The sequence below is a fragment of the Streptomyces flavofungini genome (assembly GCF_041028215.1).
Classification (GTDB): Bacteria; Actinomycetota; Actinomycetes; order Streptomycetales; family Streptomycetaceae; genus Streptomyces; species Streptomyces flavofungini_B.
In genome coordinates this window covers 1-24,202 of sequence record NZ_JASKYR010000043.1, presented here as the reverse complement: position 1 = coordinate 24,202, position 24,202 = coordinate 1, and the positions used below count along the sequence as shown (strand labels likewise).

Sequence of the window (24,202 nt, the reverse complement as noted above, 5' to 3'; positions counted from 1 at the left end):
CGGCCTGGACCGTCCGGGGACGAGCCGTGCCGCAGCCCGGCCATCGACACGCACTCGTCCAGCGGGCGCCCCGCATCACCCGTCGCGCCAAAGACGCCTCTTGGCCGACCGGGACGGAAGGGCCGCCGTTGACGGGCGTCGGCTGGATCGGCCCCCAATTGCTCGGCAATTCCGAYGACCCGGCCGACTCGGGTCCGGCGTTCCTTGAATCCATACCGCCGAGCATAACCGAGTTCTTTTCGTTCTCCGGAATCCCCGACCAGGGCATCCGGCCCGCACATCCCGCTGAAATGCGTTACTTAAGTACCCGTTCTCGTGCCGCACCGACATCTCGGTATTCATGTACGTAACCTCTACGCGCGTCACAGGGCCGCACGCTTTTCCGCAATGTCATATGCACCTGCCGATAAAGCCGAGAGGGAGCCCGTGAACGAAACCGAATTTGGTCACGTGTAAATGCCGGAACGGGCCGGGCCAGCACCATCCAACCGAGGTTCCGACCCCCCGGGGACTACGTTACGTAGGTAGTTGCTTCCATGGCCTACGTGGTTGGCATCATTGACCCACTTACGTGGTTCTTGCGGAAGTTTGATTCCCTCCGGATGAGTACGTTTGGGGGGACTTCGGCGCCTGTGAGAACCCGTGGACGCGGGTGGGCGCCCCCGCGAGCAGGAAGGCAGAGCGTGCGACTCCGCGCAGACGGCGGGCAGATCGATGTGCTGATCGCCGAGGCCCGGCCCATGATGCGCACGGGGCTCGGCCTCATTCTGGCGGAGCAGCCGGACATCAACGTGGTCGGTGAGGCGGCCGACGGCCTGCGCTGCCTCGAACTGGCGCGCGCCCTGCGCCCGCGGGTCGTCCTGGCCAACTACCACATGCCACGCCTCGACGGTTCGCGGCTCGTGCGGGAGCTGTCCGGCCCGGGGGTACCCCAGCCGGTCAACGTCGTCCTGATGGCGGCGAGCGGCAGGGACGAGGAGGTGTGCGCCGCGGTGCGGGACGGGGCCCGCGGCTATCTGCTGCACAACGCCTCGCCCACGCTCCTCGCCGAAGCGGTGCGAGCGGCGGCCTGCGGAGACGTCCTCATCTCACCGGCGCTCGCCGCACGCCTGATGGAGCGTCTTGCGCTGGCGGAGCGGGCCGTGGTGCCGCCGAGACGGCCTGCCGTCGAGCTCAGCGGACGCGAGGGCGATGTGATGCGCCTAGTGGCACTGGGCCACACGAACGCCGAGATCGGCGACGCCCTGTCGCTCTCCCTGTCGTCGGTGAAGACATATCTGGCCCGCATCATGACAAAGCTCAAGGTCAGAAACCGGGTGGAGATCGCGGCGTGGGCCTGGGAGCACGAAAGGGCACGCGTCAGCGGCTGACCGCGCGCCGGTGCCGCACAGGCATGTGAAGTGCTGCGCTACCTAGAGGCTCGCACCGCTCCCCGGGCGACATACGCACCCGATGGATTACGCACTGTTTTGTGGAGTGACCGGTCCGCCCACTGCGCATGTTCAGCATGATCCCCGCCAGAAAGCCAGGTCGGGGCCTGATGATACGCGCATATGCCAAGAGGGAGCTCCCGCCGATGACCACGGTGGAATTTCCGCTGACGGAATCGACCGTCCGCCCCACCGCGCCTGAGACAACCGGGCCTGGAATATCCGAGACGCCGGACGTGACGGTGCCCGCCGATGCCGAGGTGGTGATGGCCGTGGGCGTCCTGTTCGACGTCGTCGTCTTTCCCGCGGGCCGCCGGGGCCTCGCGGTGATCCACGAACTCGACGCGACGCGACCGCGCCACTGCGGGCCGGTCGTGGCGACGCTGGGCGAGGGCCGTCAACCCGACCGGTATTTCGCGCTGGTGCCGCCGGGGACCGCCATGGACTGGGTCAGCCCCGACGCACGGTGCTTCGGCCGCGGAACGATCCGGCTGCCCGAGCGGACGCGGCAGGCGCCTCCCGGCCGCTACTGGATGCGCCCGTTCACCTCGGAGGCGACGGCCCATCTCATCTGCCCGGCCTCGTTACGACGGGCACTGGACCGGCACCGCCCCTATCCCCTGGACCGGTTCCGCGGGCGGCCGTCGCCCGGCGGCAAGCCCGGACACGCCGACGCGGAGCTCCGGGAGTGACGGCGGCCGGGCCACGGGGGTGAGGCGTCGGCCGCCGTCGACACCATGATCCGGCCATGGCGCGGCCGATGACGTCCGACCCCGGTACCGACCGGCGCGCCGCACTGTCGGCCAATCGGCCGACACCGCCCCCGTACGGCATACGGCGTACGGGCTGCGGCACACGGGCGGATCGTGTCGCTTGCGCCCGGCCTCGTCGTCAGGCGACGGGTTCGCCGATGGCGCCGTCGGTGGCCGTGCGTATCGCGTGGGCGTAGTGCCGGGCCAGGGCCCTGACGTCCTTGTAGTCGAACTCCGGCAGGTCCGTGCCGTCGAGGATGGCGGCGCCGATCCGCTCGTCGAGGACCCGCACGACCGACGCGGCGGCGGCCGCGTACAGCCGCACCCGGAGGTTTCCGGTCTCAAGACCGAGACGCTCGCCGATGATCGTCCGCAGTTCCCGTTCCGTCTGGTCGCAGGCCATCAGCCATGCCGTGCGCAGAGCGGGCTCGGTGTCGGCCAGCCGGATCATCCGCACCGCGAGCATCTCGTCGGCGAGGCTGACCGGCGGCTCCTCCTCGCGGAGTCGGCTCAGTCCGGTCAGCAGGTGGTCCTCGAGCGAGACATCCCCCGGCCAACTCCGCAGCACACTCAGCAGCGTGACCACGCCTTGCGTCACAACGGGTTCGGCGCACGCCTCCTTGCTGCGGAAGTGCCGCCAGATGGTGCGGGTGGACAGCCCGACGGCCGCCGCGATCTGATCGCCGCTGGTGGCAGCCACCCCCTGGGCCCAGAACAGGCGTGCCGCTTCGCGGGAGATCTCGAGCCGCAGCCGTGCGCGCCGCTGCTCGCTCACACCGCCCTTGCGCTTCGGCTCCGCCACGTGCCACGCCCTTCTCGCCGTCACGCCCGGTTCTTCACCCGCGGCCATTCTGTCACTCCGTGCTCGGCATGCCGCTGGCCCCGGGGTGAGCGCGGCGGCTTCACCTGCTGTGGACCGAGGTGATCCGCCGGTAGGCGAGTGCGGCGAGCCGGGACTGGCCGTCCTTGCTGGGGTGGAACCAGTCCCAGTGGCTCAACTGGCCGCCGTCGAAGCGGTAGGCGTGGACCGCCCCGCCGTCGTACCGGCACCGCCGGTCCTTCTCGCACACCTCCTGGAGGACCTCGTTGTACTCCACCACGCGGTCCCGCACCGCATTGCGCCGCCGGGACGCCGCCGCGCTCACGTCGTCGGAGTCGGCCAGCATCGAGGAGCAGATGCCCAGCTTCCACACCTGCTTGCCCAGCCAGGTGGTGCGCCCCTGGGACCAGAGCCGCTTGAGGTCCGGCACGGACGCCACGTACACCTGCGTCTTCGGCAGCGCACCGCGCAGGGTGCGCAGCGCGGCGGTGAAGTCCTCGCGGAAGTCGCCGACCGGGGTCATCGAGGCGGCCGACGAACGGCAGGCGTCATTGGCACCCACCAGCACGGTCACCAGCTCGGGCCGCTCGGCCGCGGCCCGCTTCATCTGGCCGGGCAGATCCGCCATCCGGGCGCCGGTCCTGGCGTGGTTCCAGCTGTGCGAGGCGGCACGCTCCTTGCCCAGCAGCCGGGTGGCGAGGCTGCGCACCCCGGCGTCCGTGCCGGTCGCCCAGGACGCCTCGGGGCAGTCGGAGAGCAGCGAACAGGCGTCGAACCCGCGCGTGATGGAGTCGCCGACGGCCGCGAGCGAGCGCGGGGTGGTGTCCCAGGAGGGCGCCGATCGGGTGGGTGACGCGTCGCACGCGGTGAGCGTCGCCATGCCGAGCAGCGCCCCTGCCGCGACGGCGGCGACAGCACGCGAGCGGAGTCTGACTGGCCCTTTTTCCATGCGCCGGAGCGTAATCGAGGTCCGAGCGCCCAGAGGGAAACCCCGTTACGGAGAAAACGGCGGGCCGCGAGAGTACGTGGGGAAGCGCGGGTGCGACGGCCCGAGCTCGCCATTTCTACGTCACGTAGGTATCTCCGCGTCAGGCCGTGGAAGGCGCACGTCGTGCCGCCCGAGGGAAGCGGCAGTGGAACTCCCGGGCGCTCCGTTGCGAGCCGGACGACGTGCCAGGGATAGCCGCGTGCGCCTTCACACGGCACCGGTTGTCCGACGCACCTCCTGCCGCGGGGGGACACAGCGGATGCGCGTTCAACCAACCGGTGTCACGGAACCTACTTGCGCGGTGATCGGCGCGCCTACCCCGCCGCCGCGATCTGCGTATACGTAGGTCTCCGCGTACGAAGGGCGGCGGCGGTCGGTACGACCTCGAAAACCTCGGCCGGAACGGCGATCGCGGGGGTCAGTCCGGAGTTCCGGGCCGGACGACCTCCGCCCGCACCCGGACCGTGCCGCTGTGCTCGAAGCGCAGGTCGAAGGAGATCCGGTCGCCCACCCGCCATGGCCGGGCGGCGGGCACGGTCACGTCGCTGGACATCGGCGACATGTCCAGCGAGCCGCGCGCGGGCACCTGAAGCCGTTCGGTGTCCTCGCGGTAGGCCGCGCCTGACGGAGTCATCCGGTGACGGCTCAGGGCGATCCGGCCCGGCACCGAGGGCGAGGTCACCTCCACCAGTTCATCGGACGACGAACCCTGATTGGTGATGCGGAAGAAGGCCGCCGTGTCGGGGGCGCCCGCCGTCGGCTGGAACACGCGGGCCCGCGGGACGCTCAGAGCCTGTGTCATATCCCCGGTCGGACCAGCGTGCGGCGTCTGGTGCGTGCGATCGCAAGGCGCCGGAGAGCCCTCGTAGCGGAGCTACTAGGGCTTTTCGGTAACGCGGCGAGGGTGCGTGCCAGGCGTCGCACGCCCGGCCGGGGATATGACACAGGCTCTCAGGTCGGGAGGTGTGCCCGCGTGCCCGAGGGAGACCCAGGCGGTCAGCCCGCCCAGGGCCGCCAGGCACGCGGCGACGGGCGCGGCGGCGGCGAGCGCCGACTGCCCGAACCGTCGCGCCGTCCCCCCATGTCCCGTACGCCCATGGCCCGTACGCCCATGTCCCGCGCGCCTATGTCCCGTACGGAGTCCGATCACGGTCGCCACCCGCCCCTCGCGGTACACGGCGTCTTCCGTACGGAGTGCGGCGCGGGACGCCACGTACGCAGGCGCAGGCTGTTGACGACGACGAGGACCGAGCTGGCCGACATGGCCGCGGCGGCGAGCATCGGATGGAGCAGGCCGACCATCGCCAGGGGCACGGTCACCACGTTGTAGCCGAACGCCCACATCAGGTTGGCGCGGACCGTGGCGAGCGTGGTGCGCGACAGGGACACGGCGTCGGCCAGGGCCTCGATCTCACCCCGCACCAGCGTCACGTCGGCGGCACCGATCGCCACGTCCGTTCCCGCGCCCATCGCGATGCCCAGGTCGGCCGAGGCGAGAGCAGCCGCGTCGTTCACGCCGTCGCCGACGACCGCGACCCGGCGCCCCTCGGCCCTGAGCCCGGCGACCAGAGCCGCCTTGTCCTCCGGTGAACAGGCGGCGTGGACGGTGTCGATGGACAGGTGCGCGGCGATCGCGCGGGCCGGGGCCGACCGGTCGCCCGTGGCGAGTACCGGGTGCACACCCAACCGGCGCAGCCGGTCCACGGCCCGGTAGCTGCCCGGTCGCAGCACGTCTCCGACCGCGATCAGCGCGACGGGCCTCCCGTCGACGCTGACCTGCACGGCGGTGTGCGCGGCTTCCTCAGCGGCGCGCAAGGCCTCGGCGAGCGCCGGGGGTGGGTCGTCGGCGACGGCGGACACCTCGACGAGCCACCCCGCCACCCGGCCGCGCACCCCGAAGCCGGGAACGGCGGTGAAGTCGCTTACGGCGGGCAGGACGTCGTCGGCGAGCGTACGGACCGCGTGCACGGTGATCGCCCGGCCGAGCGGATGTTCGGAGCCGTCCTCGACGGCCCCGGCCAGCCGCAGCACCTCGCGCTCACACAAAGCGTCCGCGTCCGGTACGACGGTCACCCGGAGCACGCTCATGCGGCCCGCAGTCAGCGTGCCGGTCTTGTCGAGCACGACGGTGTCGATGTGCCGCAGGCCTTCCAGCGCGCGCGGCCCGGTGACCAGTACCCCGAGCTGCGCGCCGCGCCCCGTCGCGGCCATCAGCGCCGTCGGGGTGGCGAGGCCCAGGGCGCACGGGCAGGCGACGACCAGGACCGCCACGCACGCGGTGACCGCGGCCTGCGCATCGGCTCCGGCGCCCAGCCAGAACCCCAGCGTGGTCGCCGCGAGGGCCAGGATCACCGGTACGAACACCCCGGCGACGGAGTCCGCGAGCCGCTGCGCGCGTGCCTTTCCGGTCTGCGCCTCGGTCACCATCCGGGTGATGCGCGACAGTTGTGTGTCGGCGCCGACCGCTGTGGCGCGTACGAGCAGCAGTCCGCCCGCGTTGACCGCGCCGCCGGCCACCGTGTCCCCGGGGCCCGCTTCGACGGGCTCGCTCTCGCCGGTCACCAGCGCCTGGTCGACGGCGGAGTTCCCCTCCGTCACGACGCCGTCGGTGGCGACGCGCTCGCCGGGTCTGACCAGGAAGGTGTCTCCGACGGCGAGTTGCTCCACGGGGACGAGCCGCTCGCCGCGCCCCTGGCGTACCGCGACGTCCTTGACCCCCAGCCGGGCCAGCGACCGCAGCGCGGCCCCGGTCCCCCGCCGGGCCCGCGCTTCCAGCATCCGGCCCGTCAGCACGAACAGCGGCACGCCGACCGCCGCCTCCAGATACAACTGCGCGGCTCCGTCGGGCGCGGACGGCACCAGCGAGAGGGGCATCCGCATCCCCGCCTGCCCCGCACCGCCGAGGAACAGCGCGTACACCGACCAGCAGAACGACGCCAGCACGCCGAGCGAGACCAGCGAGTCCATCGTCGCCACGCCGTGCCGTGCGCCGCGCAGCGCCCGCCGGTGGAACGGCCAGGCACCCCACAGCGCCACCGGAGCGGCCAGCGTGAAGCACAGCCACTGCCAGTCGCGGAACTGCCAGGCGGGGACCATCGACAGCACGAGTACGGGCAGGGCCAGCGACGAGACCACCATCAGCCGCGACCGTTCGGCGCGCTCCGCCGCCGTCTCCTCGTCGTCCTCGCCCGCCGTGTCCCGCTGCTCCTTGAGCGGCAGCCGGGCCGTGTACCCCGCCTGTTCCACGGCGGCGACGAGCGCGTCCGGGGAGACGCCGACGGGGTGACTGACCCGTGCGGTGCCCGTCGCCAGACTGACACTCGCCGCGACCCCGTCGAGCTTGCCCAGCTTCTTCTCCACGCGGCGCACGCACGCGGCGCACGTCATCCCACCGACCGCGATATCGGTGACCGTCAGGGAGGGGGCGGGTGCCACACCCATCAATCCGCGCTCCCGTGTCCCATGTCCATGCCGCCCATACCGCCCTCACCACCGGGCGCCCCACCACCACCGCCATCGCCGCTCGTCCCGTGCATGCCCGGAGCGACCGGACCCACCGCCTGCCCCACGGCATACGAGACCCCGGACACCACCACGAGCAGCACAAGGAATCCGAGGAGCGCGGGTGACGGGAGCCCCAGCCGCTTCGGACCTTCAGGGGGCGCTGCGGAGACCTGCTCGCCTCCATGACTTTCCCTCACGGCTTCTCCCGATCGCTCCGGCCACCGCTGCGCCCGCCGCGTGCGGGCTTCCGGTGTCGGTCCAGTAGTCGGGCGTCGCGATCCCGGTGTTCCCGGCGCACCGGGTGATGCGCGTCACGCGGAAAGCGCCGACGACGCGGAGCCGTGCCGGAGCCGTGCCCCCGGCTGAGGACTGCGGTACAACAAGGCACATGACCCGTGGGACAGGCCGTTGCGGGCACGGCGGGAGCAGGGGGCCTCGGCGATGATCATCGAACTTCTCGCCATGGTGGGAGGCGCGCTCCTGGGGGTGCCGACGACGGAGGCCTACTCCTGGGCGCAGCGCAAGCTGCGGCAGACCGGCGAGTTGATCGAGCGCGCCCTGCTGGAGTCCTTCATCGAATCCGTCGGCGCCCTGGCCGATCAGGCCGTACGGGAGAGCCGGTCCCGCTAGGAGCGAGCCGACATCCGTCGGCGTCTGCGCGCGCTCGACGACGACGCGCTGACCGTCCTGGGGCTCACGCCGGACGGCGCCGCCGATCCGCTGCTGCCCGCTGCCGTGCGGTCGTCGCTGTTCGCGCCGGACGGGGACCGTGATCATGAGGGGATCGCCCGCGCGGCCAACGAGACGCTCATGGCCCGGCTCCAGCGCTCCGAGAGCTGGCTGGGAGGGGCGCCCGAAACCCTGGTGGCCGGGGTGCGGGAGCGGCTTCTCGCGGGGACCCTCGCCGCGTTCCGGCGCCGGGCGACCGAGGACGAGAGGCTCTTCCGCCAGCTCATGTTCGACACCGCCAGGGCCGCCGGGCGGGAGTCGGCCGACGACCGTGGGCGGTTGGCGCGGGTGGAGCGGGAGTTCGGCGAGCGGCTCGACGGCGTCATCGGCGAGCTGACCCGGCAGCGCGACAGCATGCTCGCCGCGACGGACGAGACGCGTCAGGAACTCCACGCCATCCGCCGCATGGCCTCCGCGCTGCTGGCCAGGCGGCACGCCGCGCAGGTGACACGGCTCGCGCTGCCGCGCAGGTTCCGCTCCTTCGTCTCGGAGAAGTGCCGGGACTTCGTGGGGCGCGACTTCGTCTACCAGGAACTGGAGTCGTGGATCGGGTCGGCGCCCTGCGGGTACTTCACCGTGCGCGCCGACCCCGGCATGGGCAAGAGCGCCGTGCTGGCCAACTACGTACGACGGACCGGGTGTCTGGCCTACTTCAATCAGCGTGCCTCCGGCCTGACCAGGGCGTCCCAGTTCTTGGAGAGCATGTGCGGACAACTCGTACGCTGGGCCGGGCTGCCGCCCGATGCCCTGCCCGCGGAGTTCCGGGACGGCGGTGTGCTCGCCGAGCTACTGGACGAGGCGGCCGAAGCGCGCGAGGGACCGCTCGTCCTCGCCGTGGACGCCCTCGACGAGGTGGACCTCACCTGCCAGGACAGAACGGCGAACGTCCTGTATCTGCCCGCGCAGTTGCCCGAGGGCGTGTACGTGGTGACGACCAAGCGCGACGTCCCGCTGCCGCTGCTCGTAGAGGTGCCGAGCCACACCCTCGACCTGAACGCGGCACGGTTCCGGGCGGAGAACGTCGCGGACGCGCACGCCTACCTCGACCGCACGGCGGACATCCGCGCGGTGGCGGACTGGATGCGCGACAACGGACTCACCCGTGACGCGTACACGCGGCACCTGGGCGAGCGGAGCGAGGCGAACTTCATGTACCTGCGCCACGTCGTGGCGGACATCGTCGCCGGACGCTGGACGGCGACCGGCCCCGAGGCCCTGCCCACCGGGCTCCGGGACTACTACGCCAACCACTGGCGTGTGATGGGGATGGAGACCCCCGCTCCCCCGCACGAGAAGCTCAAGGTCCTGTACGTGCTGCTGGAGTACCAGGAGCCGATATCGGTCCGGCTCCTGTCCGAGATCACCGCGGAACAGGCCACCACGGTCGCCGGAATCACCAGGGAGTGGAGCCAGTTCCTGCGCCGCGACGCGGTCGACGGCGAGCGCCGCTACAGCCTCTACCACGAGAGTTTCGCCGAATTCCTGCGGCGCGAGGAGGTCCTGGCCGCCTCCCGCATCGACCTGGCCGAGATCAACGAAATGATCTCGCTGCGGCTGCTCCAGGGCTTCGGATGACCCGGGCGGGGCTGAGTGAGGGCGCGGCCGAGGTGGCCGAGGGCCGCCTGCGTCATCTGCCGCGGACCGCGGCACGTGCCCGGCGAGGCGACCTGCTGGCCCGTATCCTGCTCGACTTCGGCTTCCTCCAGGCCAAGCTGGATCTCGTGGGGGTCCGCGCACTTCTCACCGACTTCGGCCTGGCCGACGGCCTCGATGGCGACGGCACAGGCCGCGACGGCACGGCCCCGCCCACGGGGATGCGGGCCGCCCAGCGCGACGCGCTCGCCCTCCTCCGCCGCACCCTGTGGGCCGCGGAACCGGCGCTGGCCCGCGACCCGGCCCAACTCGCCGCCCAACTCCTCGGGCGCCTCGGGGATGAGCCTTCGAAGGGGCTGAAGGAGCTGGAAGCGCTGCTGCGCGCCGCCCTGCGCTGGCGTGGCCGACGCTGGCTGCGTCCGCTGCACTGTTCGCTGGCCGGGGAGAGGGGGAACACCCGGCTCCTGCGTTCCGGCACGGGCACCGTGACCGCGCTGCTCCTGACCGGCGCGCGGCACTGCCTGACGGCGACCGAGGACGGCACCCTTGAGGTGTGGGACATCCGGACCGGCGAGGTGCCGACCCGGTGGGCGGCGCCGGACGGTGTGGAGTGCGCGACTGCCGACCCGGACGGAAACCTCCTGGTCACGGGGGCGGCGGACGGCACCGTGTCGCTGTGGAGGCTCGACGTCGGCCGCTGTCTGCGCACCTTCACGCCGCACCGGTGGGAGGTCGGGCAGATCGCCCTGCTCCCCGGCGGCCAGGCGCTCTCGGCCTCCCACGACGGCACCCTGGCGGTGTGGGACATCACCGACGGAACCGTCCGCGCCCGCCTGCGCGGCCACACGGGCTGGGTGCGGACCGTGGCCGTCGACGCCGCCGGTCGCGTGGCGGTCTCCGGCGCCACCGACGGGAGCGTCCGGGTGTGGGACGTGCCCCGGGGACGTCAGACGGCCTGCCTCGTCACGGACGGCGCATGGGTGAACGCGGTGGCCGTGTCCGCGTGCGGGCATTGGGCGGCGAGCGGCGCGGAGGCTGGTCCGCGGGGAGCGGGCCCTCGGCGGCCGTGCCCTCGCTCTGGACCGCGTGGTGCGAGGACCTGCGCAGGCGCGAGGGAGCGGACGCGCTGTGGGACGCGGCCCAGCGGCTGCTGCGCGCGTCCGCGGTCCACCTCGTGCAGAGGGAGAGGGGCCTGGCCGGGTGGATGTGACCGTCGCTTCTCCGTACCCGCCCGGGGATGCGGGGCGGGGCCTCTCCGGGGAAGGTGGTCCGGCATGGGAACGATGACCTCGACCGCGGTCGGCACGGCGTCACCGGAGACCGCCTGGCGGCGCTATGTGCTCCTGGACGAGTGGCCGCGCTGGGCGCCGCACATCAAGGGCGTGCGGGTGGACGGACCCCGGACGGTGCGTCGCGGGACGGAGAGTCGCGAGACGGTGCCTCGCGAGATACGGCCCGGCCTGACGGGCCATGTCGAGTCCGTCGTGGGCGTCCGTGCCGCCTTCGTGGTCGAGAGCGTCGACCACGACCGTCGGGAGTGGGTGTGGCGGGTGCGTTCGGGGCCGCTCCGCCTGCGGCTGCACCACGGCGTGCGACCACACCCACGGGGCAGCGCGACCTGGCTCACGATGCGGGGCCCGGTCCCCGTGCTGGCCGCCTACACCCCGCTCGCCCGCCTCGCCCTCGGTCGGCTGGTGAGGGACTGAGCCCGCCGAGGACCCACGCCTCGCACCGAGTCGGCGCACGTGCCACCCGGTTGGCCCCCGACCGCGCCGCTGTCACCAGGGGCGACGCCGGGAGCCGGGGCGTGACGGGCGGCGGGCGGCCACACTGAGGGCATGCGCGACGTCGACCGGCCGGAGACGGTGTCACGAAGGTTTCCCGCGGCGCCGACCAGCGCGGCGGCCGCTCGGCGGCTCGTACGGACCGCCCTGGCAGACGTCCGCACCGAGTGGTCCGACACCGCCCAGCTCCTGACCGGTGAACTGGTGACCAACGCGGTCCTGCACGCCCGCACCGAGACCGAGGTGTCCGTGCGCACCGGTGACGGCGGCGTCCGCGTACGGGTCAGTGACGACCGGCCGGACCGCGTGCCCGTGGCGCGGCACTGCCCCCCGTACGTGGGGAGCGGGCTGGGCCTGAGCCTGGTGGAGGCCCTGGCGTCGCGTCACGGGGTCGAGGTCGGTGACCGGAGCAAGACCGTGTGGTTCGAGCTGCGCGCGGACGGTACGCCGCCGCCGTCACCCGAGTGGCGGACAAGGGAGCGGCGCGGCGTCTTCACCGGCACGGTGACGCTCGTCGACATCCCCAGTGCGCTGTACTCGGCGAGCCAGCAGCACCGGCACGCGCTGCTGCGCGAACTGACGCTCGCCGCGTTCGCCGGGCCCGCGAGTCCTCCGGTGCCCCCGGCGGAGCTCGCCGCCGCCCACGACATCGACCAGGTGCTCCGCGCCTGCACGGCCGCCGCGTCCGCCGAGCCGCTTCCCGAGGCGCCGCTGCGCTCCCTGCGCCTGTCGGTGCCTGCCGACGCCGCCTCCGGGGTGCGCGCGCTGCGCCGGGTGCTCGACGTGGCCGAGGGGGAGGCGCGGAAGGAACAGATCCTCGCCCTGCCCGCGCTCCCGCGCAGCCGGGCCTTCCAGGACTGGATGTTCGACGAGATCCTGGGCCAGCTCGCCGGAGCGCGCCCCACCGCCTGGACCGTGGTGCCCCACGAGCCCGAGGTCAGCGCATCCGAACTGACGCCCTGGAACGCCGATGACGTGCGGGCCAGCAGGTTCCCGACCATCGCCGCCGACGAGGAGAACCGCATCATCGCGGCGAACGGAGCCGCCGCGGAGCTGCTGGGCTGGCTGCCGGAGGATCTCGTCGGACGGCGGCTGACCACGCTGATCCCCGAGCACCTGCGCCAGCGCCACAGCGCGGCGTTCGCCTCCCTGCTGCTCACCGGGGAGGCCCGCATCGTGGGCCGCTCGGTGCCCCTTCCCGCGCTGCACCGCGACGGCCGGGTGGTCCCGGTACGGCTGTACATCGAGACCCGGGAGACCGACGAGGGCCGTGCCGTCTTCGTCGGACGGCTCGCGCCCCGGGCCACGGTCCACCTCGACCCCCCTGACTCCTTCGACAAGGTGTCCCCGCTCCCCGAGGACGTACGAGCGCCGGAACCGTWCACCCCGGCCGCTCCCCCGCACGGGGGCCGGGCCCCTGCGGGCATGGACACGCTGGAACGGCTCACGCTGCTGGCCGACACGGGCGCCACGCTGAGCAACATCCTGGATCTGTCCAAGGGGCTGCGGTCGGTCGGGCGGCTCCTGACACGGCGGCTCGCCGACTGGTGCGCGGTGGATCTGTTCACCGGGGAGGCGAAGGTGGACCGGGTCTGTGCCGTGCACCGTGAAGTGCGGGGGCTGCGCCCGGCGGCGTACGAGGGACGGCTCCCGCCCCTCTCGGACTCCTCGCGCGGCCCGCTGGCCCGGGCACTGCGTGGCGCGGGACCGCTGCTGATCTCCGGGTCCCCGTCGCGGGGCCAGGTCGGCAGCGCGCTGGACGCCGACTATCTGGAACTGTTCCGGCGGCTCGGTGCGGGCAGCTCCGTCGTCGCGCCGCTGAGCGCCCGCGGCGAGATCTTCGGCGCCCTGACCGTGACCCGTACGACGCGCCACCGGCCGTTCGCCGAGGAGGACGTGGCGCTCGTCGGCGACCTGGTGCGCAGCGTGGCCCTGGCCGTGGACAACGCCCGCCTGTACCAGCAGACCCGGAGCATCGCCGAGAGCCTCCAGCGCTCCCTGCTGCCCGTACTGCCGCAGGTGGACCATCTCCAGTTGGCCGGACGCTATGCCGCCTCGTCCGCGACCGCGCAGGTCGGCGGCGACTGGTACGACAGCTTTCCGCTGCCGGGCGGTGACACCGCCGTGGTCATCGGCGACGTCACCGGGCACAACCTCGACGCGGCCATCGCCATGAGCCAGTTGCGCAACATGCTGCGCGGCATCGCCGTGGACCGCCAGGAGCCGCCCGAGACGGTGCTGCGCCGTCTGGACCTGGCCAACCACAGCCTGTACCGGGAAGCCACCGCCACCTGCCTCTACGGCCTGGTCAAAGGGCCTGCCCAAGGCCCCTGGTGCCTCGCGCACGCCGCCGCCGGGCATCTGCCTCCCCTGCTGACCACCTGGGAGGGCGAGGCCCGCTATCTGGAAGAGGGTTCGGGCCTGCTGCTCGGTGTCGATCCCGCGATGCCCCGGCGTACGGCGGAGACCGTGCTCCCGGCCCGCTCCACCGTGCTCCTTTACACCGACGGGCTGATCGAGCGGCGTGGCGAGCCCCTCGACCGAGGTCTCGACCGGCTGCGCACCCAGGCGGCGGCGCTGGCGCGCGAACCTCTGGAGACGTTCTGCGACGAACTGCTGATCGGCCTGGGCGCCGACAGCGCCGACGACATCGCCGTCCTCGCCATCCGCCCCGCGCCACCGCCCGGGACGGCGCCGCGCTGAACGGCCCCTTCCCGCCCGGTACGGACGCGTGCGGGCATGTGGCTTGAGCCGTGCTGTCGGCCGGTGTACCGAGGAAGGGAGGGTGAGCGAGCAGGGTCCGGTGCACCGAGGGAGCACGGGAGGGGTGAATCCTGGTGACACGTCGTCGGGAGGGAAAGGCACGTCCGTGGCACCGTCCCGTACTGCTGTGGGCCTGGGCGACCGCCACGGTCACGGCGTACTTCCTGGTGCCGCTGCGCGACCTGGGACCGCAGCGTCCGGTGCTGAGCTGGCTGGTCCTCATCGCCGGACTCACCCTGGTCGCGGCCGGCCTGCTCGTACAGATACTGGACGTACTGGCCGACCGGACGGGCACCAGGCCGGGCTGGATCATCACCGGCCTGATGTGTCTGACCGTCCTGCTCTTCTCGTCCGCGTACTACGTACTGGCCCAGCGCACGCACGAGTTCTCCGGCCTGCGCACGCGCCTCGACGCGCTGTACTTCACCGTCGTCACCCTCACCACGATCGGCTACGGGGACATCAGCCCCCGTGGCCAGACGGCGCGGGCGCTGACGCTGCTCCAGATCGTCTACGGCCTGATCTTCCTGACCGCCGGAGCCACGGCGCTCACGCGGCAGATACGCGTCAACCTCATGCGCCGCGCCCGCCCGGCGTCCTCGGACGAGGGTTCACCGGACGAGCGGTCCAACGGGTGAGGGCGGTCTTCCGGGGGGTGGCGGGTCAGCAGGTGATGGTGCCCCTGCGCAGGGCGTGACCGCCGTCGTTGGCGTCGTCCGCCCAGTACACGGGCTTGGTTCCGGCCACGCACTCGTCGGCGCCCGCGACCGAGAAGCCCTCGTTGTTGTAGTTGGGCATGCCGCTCGGCCGCCGGTGGACGGCGGCAGTGGCGAAGGCGCCGGTCGCGTCGATCTTCAGGGTGCGGTGCCGGCCGTCGCAGGTGTCGTCGCAGACCGCCCAGAGGCGCGCGGCCTGCGGCTCCCACTGCAACTCCATCACGCCGGACATGCCGCTGCTGACGGAGGCGATACGGGTGGCGGCGCCGGAGTCGGCGAGGACGTAGCCGTGGATCATTCCGGTGCCCTCGACGCCGACGAAGAAGACGCCGCCGCTGTGCGCGCCGTAACGGGCCGGGTCGTAGGCCGCTCCGGTGGCGGCGTCCTTGAACCCGGCGCCGGTCAGGGCGGCGTCGGGAACCCAGGTGATCGCTTCGAGGCCGAGGTTGGAGCCGGTCGCGGGCAGGCCGGAGGTGAGGTTCCACTCCTTGGTGGCGGTCAGCGCGGACCCGGAGCCGCTGACGTCGTACTTGAGCACCGACAGGCGGCTGGTGCCGGAGGCGGCGCCGTCGCGCTCACTGGCGACGAACGCGCCGCCGGCCGCACCGGAGCCGGTGAGGGTGACGCCCTCGCTGTCGGGGGCCCCGGAGCCGGTGGGGAAGCGAAGCGTCTTGCCGGAGGACCAGCCGTTGGCCGTGTCCGGCTTCCAGCCGCCAAAACCGTCACGCACCAGACGCCACAGCTTGCCGCTGTTCTGCGCCCCCCCACAGCACGCCGCCCTCCTGGTGGAGGCCGCTGAGGTCCTCGCCGAACACGTCGGAACCGTCGGCGGTGGCCACGCCGCTGCCGCCGGGCCAGGCCACCGGTGTCGTGGAGCCGTCGTCGCCACCGTCGGTGCCGCAGGCGTTCCGGCCGCCGAGGGTGACGGCCGCCGCCCGCCCGAAGTCGCCGGTGCCGTCGGGGCAGCGTGACCAGGACGGGCTGGAGTGGGTGCTCCAGGAGAAGCTGTCGACGAGCGTCCTGCCGTCGGCGAGGTAGAGGCGGGCCTGGTCGTCGGAGCCGAGCCCGAACGCGTCGTGCACGTCGAACGCCCGGTGGCCGCCCGGTGCGAGCACGGTCCCGGAGGGAATCTCGTACGTGTGGTCCTTGTCGCTGTCCTTGAGGACCCAGCCCGAGACGTCGACCGAGGCGGCGCCCTTGTTGAACAGTTCGATCGAGTCGTCGACGCCCCCTGTGGTCACCACCTCATTGACGCGGATGTCGTCGCTGGCCGCAGCGTGTGCCGTCGGCACTCCGGTCAGGACGCTCGCGGCGAGGAGCGGTACGGCGGCGAGAAAGCGGGCACGGGCGCGAGGCCGACGGCGGCCGGTCGGTCTGGGGATCACGGGATTCCGTTCTGACGTTGTCATGATCAGGCCGCCTGACGTTCCCGACTCAGATCGAACAGAACTCCCCCGCCGGGGAGGACACCGTGCGAACGCCCGGCGAATTCCCGGGTGGCACCGGGCGGCGCGCCGTCCCCGTCGACCGCTCCCGGCCGCCCGGCTTCCCCGTTCGGCCGGGCGTTGAAGCCGGGCCGAGCGGGGAGCCGGGCCCCCGAAAAACCAAGCCGCCCGGGGTGGGCGTCGATCTACCGACGAGTCGGGCTGCCCGGCGGCCGGATCAGCGTAGTCCGGCGAAGAGGTCGTTCTCGGGGAGGGGTGCGTCCGTGGTGTCCTTCACCCGTACGAAGGTCTCCAGGCCCATCAGCTCGCCGAACCGTTCCTTGCCCATCTTGAGGAAGAAGATGTTCTCGCCCTGACTGGCGTGCGCGGCCAGGGAGTCGAACTTCTGCCCGCTGTAGTCGGTGGTGTCCACCCACGTGGTGATCTCGTCGTCGGGCAGGCCGATCTCGGCCAGCGCGGCGGCCTCGGCGGGGTCCGGCTCCGGCATGTCCTCACCGAATTCGCGCATCACCTCGCCGAACCGCTGCATCGCCGAGCGCGGCATCGTGGTCCAGTACACCTTCGGCGTCAGCTCCGTCATCTCCAGCGCCGCCATCGTGATGCGGTGGGCCTGGATGTGGTCGGGGTGCCCGTAGAAGCCGTTCTCGTCGTAGGTGACGACGACATCCGGCTGGTAGTGCCGCATCAGCTCCGCCAGCCGCGCCGCGCCTTCCTCCACGGGGGTCTGCCAGAACGAACCCGGAGCGTCGTTGCTCGGCCAGCCCACCATCCCGGAGTCGGCGTAGTCCAGCATCTCCAGATCACTGATCTTCAGCACACCGCAGCTCGCCTCAAGTTCCTGACGGCGCATCAGGGCCACCGCCGCCGGATCGTGCCCGGGCTCCCCCGGCTTGACACCCCCTGGCCCATCACCGCACCCGCCGTCGGTACAGGTCACCAGCACCGTGCGCACGCCCTCGGCCGCATACCGCGCGAGAACGCCTCCGGTGGAGGTCGCCTCGTCGTCGGGGTGGGCGTGCACTGCCATCAAAGTCAACGGCCGGTCAGTCATGAACCATCCTCCTGCAAAGAGATACATCTCGATTCGATCCACGTGCGCGGCAGACCTGCCGCGCACCCGGAGCCCCGGTCCCGCACGGGCACGGACGACGAAATGTCCCCCATGATCCCTTGCGGCGCCGGTCCCCCGCTCGATGCAACCATCCCGGCCCGACCAGATGTTCCCCCCCGGCGCTCTCAGGTGCCTTGCGTCGCCGGAACCATCGCGACGAGCTCGACCTCGAAGCCGTCCTCGTTCTCCAGGTAGGCGGCGTACTGGTGGCTGCCGCCCGCATAGGGATGGCGCTCGGGGAACAGCAGCCGCCAGCTGTGCTCCACGGCGTCGGCCACCAGCGTGTCGACCGTGGCGGCGTCCGCGACGTGGAAGGCCAGGTGGTTGAGTCCCGGGCGGCAGCGGTCGTACACCGTGCCGGTGAGGGCCGACGACTGCTCGACGACCAGGTAAGTCGGCCCGAGCCGCCAGCTCCGGCCGCCCTCCCACCGCTGGTCGAGGCTGTGGCCCAGCGCCTCCAGGAGCCAGCCGAGGGAGGCCTGCGCGCGGTCGAGGTCGGCCACCCAGAGCTCCAGGTGGTGCAACATGCCGTGGGTCGGCCCGTTCATGCGTAGATCTCCATCCGTCCGCGTCAGCGTCACTCGGCCCCGCCGGTTCGTTGCCGGTGCTCCAGGCTCTCGGCAAGTGACACACATCTTTGCCGTGCCGCAACCTGATCCGGCAACTTCCGTGCCGCCCCCATACGTCCTTGAGGCATGACGTCTGCTCCATCCGAACCGCCCTTCCCTGTTCCGCCGTCGTGGCCGCACTGCGGACGCGATGCCACGTCGGCCGATCCGGTCGGCTGCCGGGGCCGCTGTGTCGAGGGGGCGACCGCCTGCCTGGCCCACCTCGACGAGGCCGACCTCGACGCCTACCTCATGACGCTGTCATCCGGCACCGACATCGACCACCGTGGCACCGCATTCACCCCTGAGCTGCTGCACCAGTTGCTCGCCGCCCTGCGTGATCCCGGCGACGGTCTGCCCCACACCGGCGACGCATGGTTCGAAGGGGCGGCCTTCCACGGTGACGCCGGATTCGATTCGGTGACCTTCTCGGGGAACGCCGAGTTCGAGGGGGCATCGTTCTCCGGCGACGCCCGGTTCGGTGAGGTGTCCTTCCTGGGTGACGCCGGGTTCGCCAGGACCGTCTTCCTCGGCAACGCCGACTTCGAGGAAGCGGCCTTCTCCCGGCATGCCTGGTTCGAGGAGGTGTCCGTCTCCGGCAACGCCGAGTTCGGCCGGGCGGTCTTCTCCCACCACGTCTGGTTCAAAGACGCGGTCTTCTCCGGCCCCACCCGTTTCAGGGACACGATCATCGGCCGCACCGCTCAGTTCCACGGGGCCGCCTTCGCCGACGAGGCCCGGTTCGAGAGAGCCCTCTTCCACGACGGCGCCACCTTCGACAGGGCGACCTTTTCCGGCGCGGTCGGATTCTCCGAGGCGACCTTCACCGGCAGCACTCACTTCCGCGAGGCCACCTTCTCCGGCATCGCTGACTTCGTCGGGGCGACCTTCTCCGACGACACCCGGTTCGAGCAGGCGGTCTTCTCCGACGACGTCGAATTCAGCGGCGCCCGTTTCGACCACGGGGCCTACTTCGCCAGAACCACCTTCTCCCAGGAGGTCTGGTTCGACGGGGCCGCCTTCTTCGACGACGTCCGGTTCGACGTGGCACGGTTCGAGACGGCAAGGCACCTCGGCCCGCTGATGTGCGAGAAGCGGGTGGTACTGGACCATGCGGATTTCCAGCAGCCGGTGCGGGTGCACATCGCCGCCCGGTGGGTGAGCTGTGCGCGCACCCGGTGGGCGTCGACCGCGACGCTACGCCTGCGCTACGCCCAACTGGACCTGACCGAAGCAGTCTTCGAGTACCCCGTGACAGTGGCAACCCACCCGAAGCCGTTCCGCACGGACACGATGGATGCCGACAGTGCCCCGCTGCGGGAGACCGGGCTGTCCGACCGGGAGCCAGCGGTACGGCTGATGTCGGTGGACGGCGTGGACGCCGCCCACCTGGCACTCAAGGACATCGACCTGAGCCAGTGCCGGTTCGCGGGAGCCGTCCACCTGGATCAGTTGAAGGTGGACGGCTGGTGCACCTTCGCCGCTTCACCCCGTGGCTGGAGCCCACGTTTCCCCTGGTGGTGGAGTCGGCGCAATACGCTGGCGGAGGAGCACCACTGGCGGGCCCGTAGGACACGCCGTCCCAGCGGAGTCACCCCGCGCGCCTGGACCGCCGCGCCGCAGGAGGCACCGGAGCTGAAGGCGGCGGCGGTCGCCGCGCTGTACCGGCAACTGCGCAAGTCCCTGGAGGACGGCAAGAACGAGCCGGATGCCGCCGACTTCTACTACGGCGAGTGCGAGATGCGCCGCCTCGACAAGACCCGGCCGCACTGGGGCGAGCGGGCACTGCTGTGGCTCTACTGGGTGCTCTCCGGGTACGGGCTGCGGGCCTGGCGTGCGCTGACCTGGCTGGCAGTGGCCATGACGGGCACGGTCACGGTCATGGTGCTGTGGGGGCTGCCCCTGGACGCCCCGAAGCCGACCACCACCGGGCGCCAAGTCGGCGAGGGGCGGAACATCGTTCTGACCACGGAGACACCCGACCCGGTCAATCCGTCGGGACCCGTACTCGAACGCGTCAGCGCCGAACGGGGAGAGAAGGCCCTGCGGGTGGTCATCAACTCGGTCGTCTTCCGCTCGTCCGGACAAGACCTCACCACCACGGGCACCTACACGGAGATGGCCTCCCAGCTGGCCGAACCGGTCCTCCTCGGCCTGGCCGCCCTCGCCGTCCGGAGCCGCGTGAAACGTTGACGCGCGGCAGCACACCGCGAGCCAGTCCGCTGGTCACCGGACTCCCAGCCGCGAGAGAACGACCGCTCCGTCCGCCGACCGCTCAGGTCGTCTCGCGCACGATCAGCCGCGGAACGAGCAGGGTGCGCGCGGGCGTCCGGCGCGGCTTGTCGATCAGCGAGCGCAGCAGTTCGGCGGCGTGGCGGCCGGATTCGGCGAGCGGCTGCCGGATGGTGGTGAGGCCGAAGGCCTCCGCGAGCGGTCCGTCGTCGAAGCCCGCTACGGCGACCTCGTCGGGCGCCTCAAGACCGGCGGTGCGCAGCCCGGCGAGGAATCCCGCGGCCAGCAGGTCGTGGTGTGCGATGACGGCGGTCGGCCGTTCGGTACGGCGGGCGAACTCGGCGGCGTAGGCGCGGGCCGAGGCCACGTCGTTGCCCGCGAGTTCCAGGTCCTCGAAGTCGGGCTCGGCGCTGTCCGACTCGCGCAGCGCGCGGGCCACCCCCTGGAGCCGCAGCTCTCCGGCGGAGGTGTACGCCGAGGGCTGGTAGGGCTCGTGGAGGTAGGCCAGGCGCCGGTGGCCACGGGCGACGAGATGGGCGGCCAGCAGATAACCGGCCTGTTCGTTATCGAAGCTCACGTTGGTGAACTCGTCGTTCGCCGAGTCGACCAGCACGGTCGGCGGCCCCCACCGGCGGAGGCGGTCGGCGCTCTCCTCGCCGAGCGGCACACCCATGATCAGCAGTCCGTCGACGTCGCCCCGGACGGGCAGCGCCTCCAGCATCGGCGATGCGGATTCGGTGCTCGGCGGGGTGTCGTGCACCACGACCTCGATGTGGTGGGGCGCGAAGGTCTCCAGGACGCCGACCAGCCGGGTCCGGTAGGTCTCGTAGCTGCTGAAGGGCGCCACCACGGCGATCCGGCCGCTGCGGCGCCGGGCCCGCTCGGCCACGGTGGCGCCGGACCGGTAGCCCAGTTCGCCCGCGACTCTGATGATCTTGTCGCGGGTCTTCGGGCTGACCCGGTCCGGATGGTTCAGCGCGAGCGAAACCGTCGAGATGCTCACGCCCGCGGCCTCGGCCACCTGATAGATCGTCACGTCCGCACTTCCCACCCCAGCACCCTATCCGAGTGGCCCGAGCGTCCGGCACTCGGCGAGCAAGCGGAGCCGCATCCGGTCGTTGACCGAGATGTCCGCCCATGCTTAATGTGTTTCGTCGAAGCATTTCGATCGAGGTTGGATGGCAGACGTCCAGGAGCTGGCCCGGGCCGCGGGTGTCGAGCCCACCGTCATGGACTGGCTCACGGCCCTCGACGGGATCGCACGGGGCCTTCCGGAGCTGGGATCACCTGATCCCGCCCGGCGCCGTCGCGCGGCGCATGAGCTCTCCGACACGGCGGCCAGGCGGTTCACGCTGACCGGCGACGCCCGGTGCGAGCTGAGCGAGCACCGCGTCCCCACCCGGTCCGGGGAGATCACGGTCCTGCACTACCGGCCGCCCGGCGACCGGCCGCGGCTCGGGCACCTGTCCCTGCACGGCGGCGGCTTCACCCTGGGCAGCGTCCATGAGGTGGTCAACGACCGGCTGCTGCGGCACCGCGCCGCGGCCAGTTCGGGCTCACTCCCGACCGGATCGGCATCGGCGGGATCTCTGCGGGCGGGAACCTCGCCGGGCTCGTCGCGGCGCACGCCCGCGACAGCGGCCTGGCCCTGGACCACCAGGTGCTCGAAGTGCCTGGGGTGAGCCTGCACATCGACCAGGACGACTCCTACCGCCGCTTCAGCGCCCTGTCCGACGTCGGGGACCTCTCCGAGCTCCGCACCGCCTACCTGGGCACGCCCGGTCCCCTGGACACCGCCGATCCGGCGCACCCATGGACGGAGTCCGCCCGGATCACCCACCTCACCGGGCTGCCGCCCACCCTGCGCCTCACCGCCGAGTTCGATCCGCTGCGCGAGGGCGGCGAGCGCTACGCGGCCCGGCTCGCCCCGGCCGGTGTGCCGACCCGGTCCTGGCGCGTCCCGGGTCACCTCCACGGTTCCCTGTCCATCACGGGTACCTCTGAGACCGCACGTGCGGGGCAGCGCCACGTCATCGACTTCCCGCGGACCCGGGCCCACCGGACCGCCGCGAACCCCCCTTCCTGATCGGAGCCACCTCATGCCCATCGACGCCAACCTCATCCGCGCCCTCACCGCCGTCGGCGTACCCGCTCCCCCGGCGACGGACGACGTGCACGAGCAGCGCGAGGCCGCCTTCGCGTACGAGCGGGCGGTGTACTCCCGGCTCGGGGCGAGCGGACCCGAGCTGCCGGTCCGCGAGCACACCGTGCCGGTGGACGGCCACCCGGACGTGCTGGTGCGCCTGTACTACCCGGGCGACCCGGCCGAGGCCCGCGACCTGCCGGTCTGTCTGCACTTCTACGGCGGCGGCTGGCGCCAGGGCGGCATCCACCACCCGAGCGTCGCCACCCACTGCGCGGTGCGGGCCGCCGAAGCGAACATCGTCGTCGCGGCCGTCTCGTACGCGCTCGCTCCTGAACACCCCTACCCCACCGCACTGGAGCAGGGCTACGCCGCCCTTGAGTGGCTGGTGCGCGAAGCCGGTGCGCTCGGCGTCGACCCCGCGCGCACCGCCCTGTCGGGGCAGTCCGCGGGCGCCAACCTGGTGGCCGCGCTGACCCACCTCAACCGCGACCGGGCCCAGCACCCGCTGGCGCTCCAGATCCTGGAAGTCCCCGGACTCGACCTGACGCTCGGGCACACCGAACGCGACGCCATCGAGCTCACCGACGAGCAGTGGGCGGTCCTGGAGCACATGATCGCCGACTATGTCCCCCGGGCCGACGACCGGCGCTCCGCCTACGCCTCGCCGCTGCTGGCCGAGGACCTCAGCGGCCTGCCGCCCGCCTACGTCATCACCGCGGAATGCGACCCCTTCCGCGGTGACGGCGAGGCCTACGCCGCCGCCCTGGCCGCCGCCGGGGTCCCTGTCGCGGCCTTGCGTCTGGTGGGCCTGACCCACACGGCGGGCTGTACGAGCGGGCCTCGCTGACCGCGCGGGCGGGGCAGGCGGCGGTCGCCACGGCCCTGCGCACGCTGCACGACTGACCCGCCGCCGACCGGCACGCCCCTCGCACCATCCCCGTGAACTGAAGAACCACCGTGGCAGCCCGCATCGAGGACTACGCCCTCATCGGCGACATGCGGACCGCGGCCCTGGTCAGCAGGGACGGGGCCGTCGACTGGCTGTGCCTGCCCCGCTTCGACTCCCCCGCCGTCTTCGCCGGGCTGCTCGGCACCGACGAGCACGGCTTCTGGCGGATCGGCCCGGCCGACCCGGCGACGCCGCCCGCCGACCGCCGCCGCTACCGGGGTGACTCGCTCGTCCTGGAACAGGAGTGGGACACCCCGGACGGCTCGGTCCGGGTCATCGACGGCCCGGCATGTGCGGGCGGCACAGGCAAGATCACAGTGTGGTGAAAGCCGCGTATCAAAGGGTGGCGAGCCGGTGTCCTGGACCGGGGCCGGAAGGTTGGCCCGTCATGAAGTGTTCCGAGAACGAGGGGGGCGGCGTGCAGCTGCTCGGTGCCTACTGGCTGGACGATGACGCTGAACACGGCGACGGCTTGCCGCGCGGCACACTGAATTGCGCCGCGACGGCGCCGTGGACGGCGCGGACGCGGCGCTTGCGGAGGGGCGTGTTCCTGCTGACGGGCATCACGGCCGCCCTGATCACGGCGGCCCTGACCATGGCCCTCCAGTAGGCGGAGACCTCCCCCGCCCGCC

The 24,202-nt window shown here is 72.1% G+C and carries 19 protein-coding genes and 2 pseudogenes; 13 read left to right on the top strand and 8 right to left on the bottom strand.

Translation table 11 applies throughout. The features are described from left to right. Positions 1–683 precede the first annotated feature (683 nt). Together AB8Z36_RS05430 and AB8Z36_RS05425 are read left to right on the top strand one after the other, a co-directional pair. Positions 684–1,370, top strand: coding sequence for a LuxR C-terminal-related transcriptional regulator (locus tag AB8Z36_RS05430; protein WP_369212015.1), 687 nt, complete (start codon positions 684–686; stop codon positions 1,368–1,370). A 206-nt stretch (positions 1,371–1,576) separates the two neighbouring features. After that, positions 1,577–2,122, top strand: a complete 546-nt coding sequence (locus AB8Z36_RS05425; protein ID WP_369212014.1) for a hypothetical protein — start codon at positions 1,577–1,579, stop codon at positions 2,120–2,122. A 199-nt stretch (positions 2,123–2,321) separates the two neighbouring features. On the opposite strand, the gene AB8Z36_RS05420 is transcribed toward AB8Z36_RS05425, so the two are convergent. The 4 genes from AB8Z36_RS05420 to AB8Z36_RS05405 all read right to left on the bottom strand — a co-directional run bounded on the left by AB8Z36_RS05420 (position 2,322) and on the right by AB8Z36_RS05405 (position 7,431). Then, positions 2,322–2,984, bottom strand: coding sequence for a TetR/AcrR family transcriptional regulator (locus AB8Z36_RS05420; RefSeq protein WP_369212013.1), 663 nt, complete (start codon positions 2,982–2,984; stop codon positions 2,322–2,324). A gap of 100 nt (positions 2,985–3,084) precedes the next feature. Beyond that, positions 3,085–3,951 carry an SGNH/GDSL hydrolase family protein gene (locus tag AB8Z36_RS05415; RefSeq protein WP_369212012.1) on the bottom strand — a complete coding sequence of 289 codons (867 nt, stop codon included), beginning with the start codon at positions 3,949–3,951 and terminating at the stop codon, positions 3,085–3,087. Between the two features lie 457 nt (positions 3,952–4,408). Further along, positions 4,409–4,792: a copper chaperone PCu(A)C gene (locus AB8Z36_RS05410; protein ID WP_369212011.1), complete on the bottom strand. Its 384-nt coding sequence runs from the start codon at positions 4,790–4,792 to the stop codon at positions 4,409–4,411. Positions 4,793–5,136: 344 nt separating this feature from the next. Beyond that, positions 5,137–7,431, bottom strand: a complete 2,295-nt coding sequence (locus tag AB8Z36_RS05405; protein WP_369212010.1) for a heavy metal translocating P-type ATPase — start codon at positions 7,429–7,431, stop codon at positions 5,137–5,139. 504 nt (positions 7,432–7,935) lie between these two features. Here AB8Z36_RS05405 and AB8Z36_RS05395 point away from each other — a divergent pair. From AB8Z36_RS05395 to AB8Z36_RS05375, 5 genes are all read left to right on the top strand, one after another. After that, positions 7,936–8,124, top strand: coding sequence for a hypothetical protein (locus tag AB8Z36_RS05395; RefSeq protein WP_369212009.1), 189 nt, complete (start codon positions 7,936–7,938; stop codon positions 8,122–8,124). 105 nt (positions 8,125–8,229) lie between these two features. Beyond that, positions 8,230–9,798: a hypothetical protein gene (locus AB8Z36_RS05390; protein ID WP_369212008.1), complete on the top strand. Its 1,569-nt coding sequence runs from the start codon at positions 8,230–8,232 to the stop codon at positions 9,796–9,798. Further along, positions 9,795–11,522, top strand: a complete 1,728-nt coding sequence (locus tag AB8Z36_RS05385) for a hypothetical protein (RefSeq protein ID WP_369212007.1) — start codon at positions 9,795–9,797, stop codon at positions 11,520–11,522. Before AB8Z36_RS05390 ends, AB8Z36_RS05385 begins: the two co-directional genes overlap by 4 nt. 132 nt (positions 11,523–11,654) lie before the next feature. Then, the gene (locus AB8Z36_RS05380) at positions 11,655–14,303 is read left to right on the top strand and encodes a SpoIIE family protein phosphatase (protein WP_369212006.1); all 2,649 of its coding nucleotides are present in this window, start codon (positions 11,655–11,657) and stop codon (positions 14,301–14,303) included. A 134-nt stretch (positions 14,304–14,437) separates the two neighbouring features. Then, the gene (locus tag AB8Z36_RS05375) at positions 14,438–15,001 is read left to right on the top strand and encodes a potassium channel family protein (protein ID WP_440581858.1); all 564 of its coding nucleotides are present in this window, start codon (positions 14,438–14,440) and stop codon (positions 14,999–15,001) included. Positions 15,002–15,026: 25 nt separating this feature from the next. On the opposite strand, the pseudogene AB8Z36_RS05370 reads toward AB8Z36_RS05375, so the two are convergent. The 3 genes and pseudogenes from AB8Z36_RS05370 to AB8Z36_RS05360 all read right to left on the bottom strand — a co-directional run bounded on the left by AB8Z36_RS05370 (position 15,027) and on the right by AB8Z36_RS05360 (position 18,183). Beyond that, positions 15,027–16,488, bottom strand: a pseudogene (locus AB8Z36_RS05370) (lamin tail domain-containing protein). A 253-nt stretch (positions 16,489–16,741) separates the two neighbouring features. Continuing rightward, entirely contained in the window at positions 16,742–17,575 is an 834-nt protein-coding gene (locus AB8Z36_RS05365; protein ID WP_369212005.1) for a PIG-L family deacetylase, read from the bottom strand. 185 nt (positions 17,576–17,760) lie between these two features. Next, positions 17,761–18,183 (bottom strand): VOC family protein, encoded by a 423-nt coding sequence (locus tag AB8Z36_RS05360; protein ID WP_369212004.1) that lies wholly within the window; start codon positions 18,181–18,183, stop codon positions 17,761–17,763. A 147-nt stretch (positions 18,184–18,330) separates the two neighbouring features. On the opposite strand from AB8Z36_RS05360, the gene AB8Z36_RS05355 reads away from it, so the two are divergent. Beyond that, complete coding sequence (locus AB8Z36_RS05355; RefSeq protein ID WP_369212003.1) at positions 18,331–20,436, top strand: pentapeptide repeat-containing protein; 2,106 nt, start codon at positions 18,331–18,333, stop codon at positions 20,434–20,436. Between the two features lie 82 nt (positions 20,437–20,518). Here AB8Z36_RS05355 and AB8Z36_RS05350 read toward each other — a convergent pair whose 3' ends face one another. After that, positions 20,519–21,511 carry a LacI family DNA-binding transcriptional regulator gene (locus AB8Z36_RS05350; protein ID WP_369212002.1) on the bottom strand — a complete coding sequence of 331 codons (993 nt, stop codon included), beginning with the start codon at positions 21,509–21,511 and terminating at the stop codon, positions 20,519–20,521. Between the two features lie 142 nt (positions 21,512–21,653). Between AB8Z36_RS05350 and AB8Z36_RS05345 the strand changes: the two genes are divergently transcribed. From AB8Z36_RS05345 to AB8Z36_RS05325, 5 genes and pseudogenes are all read left to right on the top strand, one after another. Continuing rightward, a complete protein-coding gene (locus AB8Z36_RS05345) occupies positions 21,654–22,157 on the top strand; it encodes a hypothetical protein (RefSeq protein ID WP_369212001.1) in 504 nt (167 codons plus the stop codon). Beyond that, positions 22,046–22,561 (top strand): alpha/beta hydrolase fold domain-containing protein, encoded by a 516-nt coding sequence (locus tag AB8Z36_RS05340; protein WP_369212016.1) that lies wholly within the window; start codon positions 22,046–22,048, stop codon positions 22,559–22,561. Before AB8Z36_RS05345 ends, AB8Z36_RS05340 begins: the two co-directional genes overlap by 112 nt. A gap of 13 nt (positions 22,562–22,574) precedes the next feature. Beyond that, a complete protein-coding gene (locus AB8Z36_RS05335) occupies positions 22,575–23,468 on the top strand; it encodes an alpha/beta hydrolase (RefSeq protein ID WP_369212000.1) in 894 nt (297 codons plus the stop codon). 110 nt (positions 23,469–23,578) lie between these two features. Further along, positions 23,579–23,851: pseudogene (locus tag AB8Z36_RS05330) on the top strand (trehalase-like domain-containing protein); the annotation flags it as partial. A gap of 107 nt (positions 23,852–23,958) precedes the next feature. Continuing rightward, positions 23,959–24,180, top strand: a complete 222-nt coding sequence (locus tag AB8Z36_RS05325) for a hypothetical protein (protein ID WP_369211999.1) — start codon at positions 23,959–23,961, stop codon at positions 24,178–24,180. The last annotated feature ends 22 nt before the right edge of the window (positions 24,181–24,202 follow it).

Bases quoted from the DNA above. Each gene is read 5' to 3' on its own strand.
- AB8Z36_RS05345 (WP_369212001.1), top strand. From the start codon at position 21,654: ATGGCAGACGTCCAGGAGCTGGCCCGGGCCGCGGGTGTCGAGCCCACC.
- AB8Z36_RS05425 (WP_369212014.1), top strand. From the start codon at position 1,577: ATGACCACGGTGGAATTTCCGCTGACGGAATCGACCGTCCGCCCCACC.
- AB8Z36_RS05360 (WP_369212004.1), bottom strand. From the start codon at position 18,183: ATGAACGGGCCGACCCACGGCATGTTGCACCACCTGGAGCTCTGGGTG.
- AB8Z36_RS05385 (WP_369212007.1), top strand. From the start codon at position 9,795: ATGACCCGGGCGGGGCTGAGTGAGGGCGCGGCCGAGGTGGCCGAGGGC.
- AB8Z36_RS05355 (WP_369212003.1), top strand. From the start codon at position 18,331: ATGACGTCTGCTCCATCCGAACCGCCCTTCCCTGTTCCGCCGTCGTGG.
- AB8Z36_RS05365 (WP_369212005.1), bottom strand. From the start codon at position 17,575: ATGACTGACCGGCCGTTGACTTTGATGGCAGTGCACGCCCACCCCGAC.
- AB8Z36_RS05405 (WP_369212010.1), bottom strand. From the start codon at position 7,431: ATGGGTGTGGCACCCGCCCCCTCCCTGACGGTCACCGATATCGCGGTC.
- AB8Z36_RS05410 (WP_369212011.1), bottom strand. From the start codon at position 4,792: ATGACACAGGCTCTGAGCGTCCCGCGGGCCCGCGTGTTCCAGCCGACG.
- AB8Z36_RS05325 (WP_369211999.1), top strand. From the start codon at position 23,959: ATGAAGTGTTCCGAGAACGAGGGGGGCGGCGTGCAGCTGCTCGGTGCC.
- AB8Z36_RS05335 (WP_369212000.1), top strand. From the start codon at position 22,575: ATGCCCATCGACGCCAACCTCATCCGCGCCCTCACCGCCGTCGGCGTA.
- AB8Z36_RS05395 (WP_369212009.1), top strand. From the start codon at position 7,936: ATGATCATCGAACTTCTCGCCATGGTGGGAGGCGCGCTCCTGGGGGTG.
- AB8Z36_RS05415 (WP_369212012.1), bottom strand. From the start codon at position 3,951: ATGGAAAAAGGGCCAGTCAGACTCCGCTCGCGTGCTGTCGCCGCCGTC.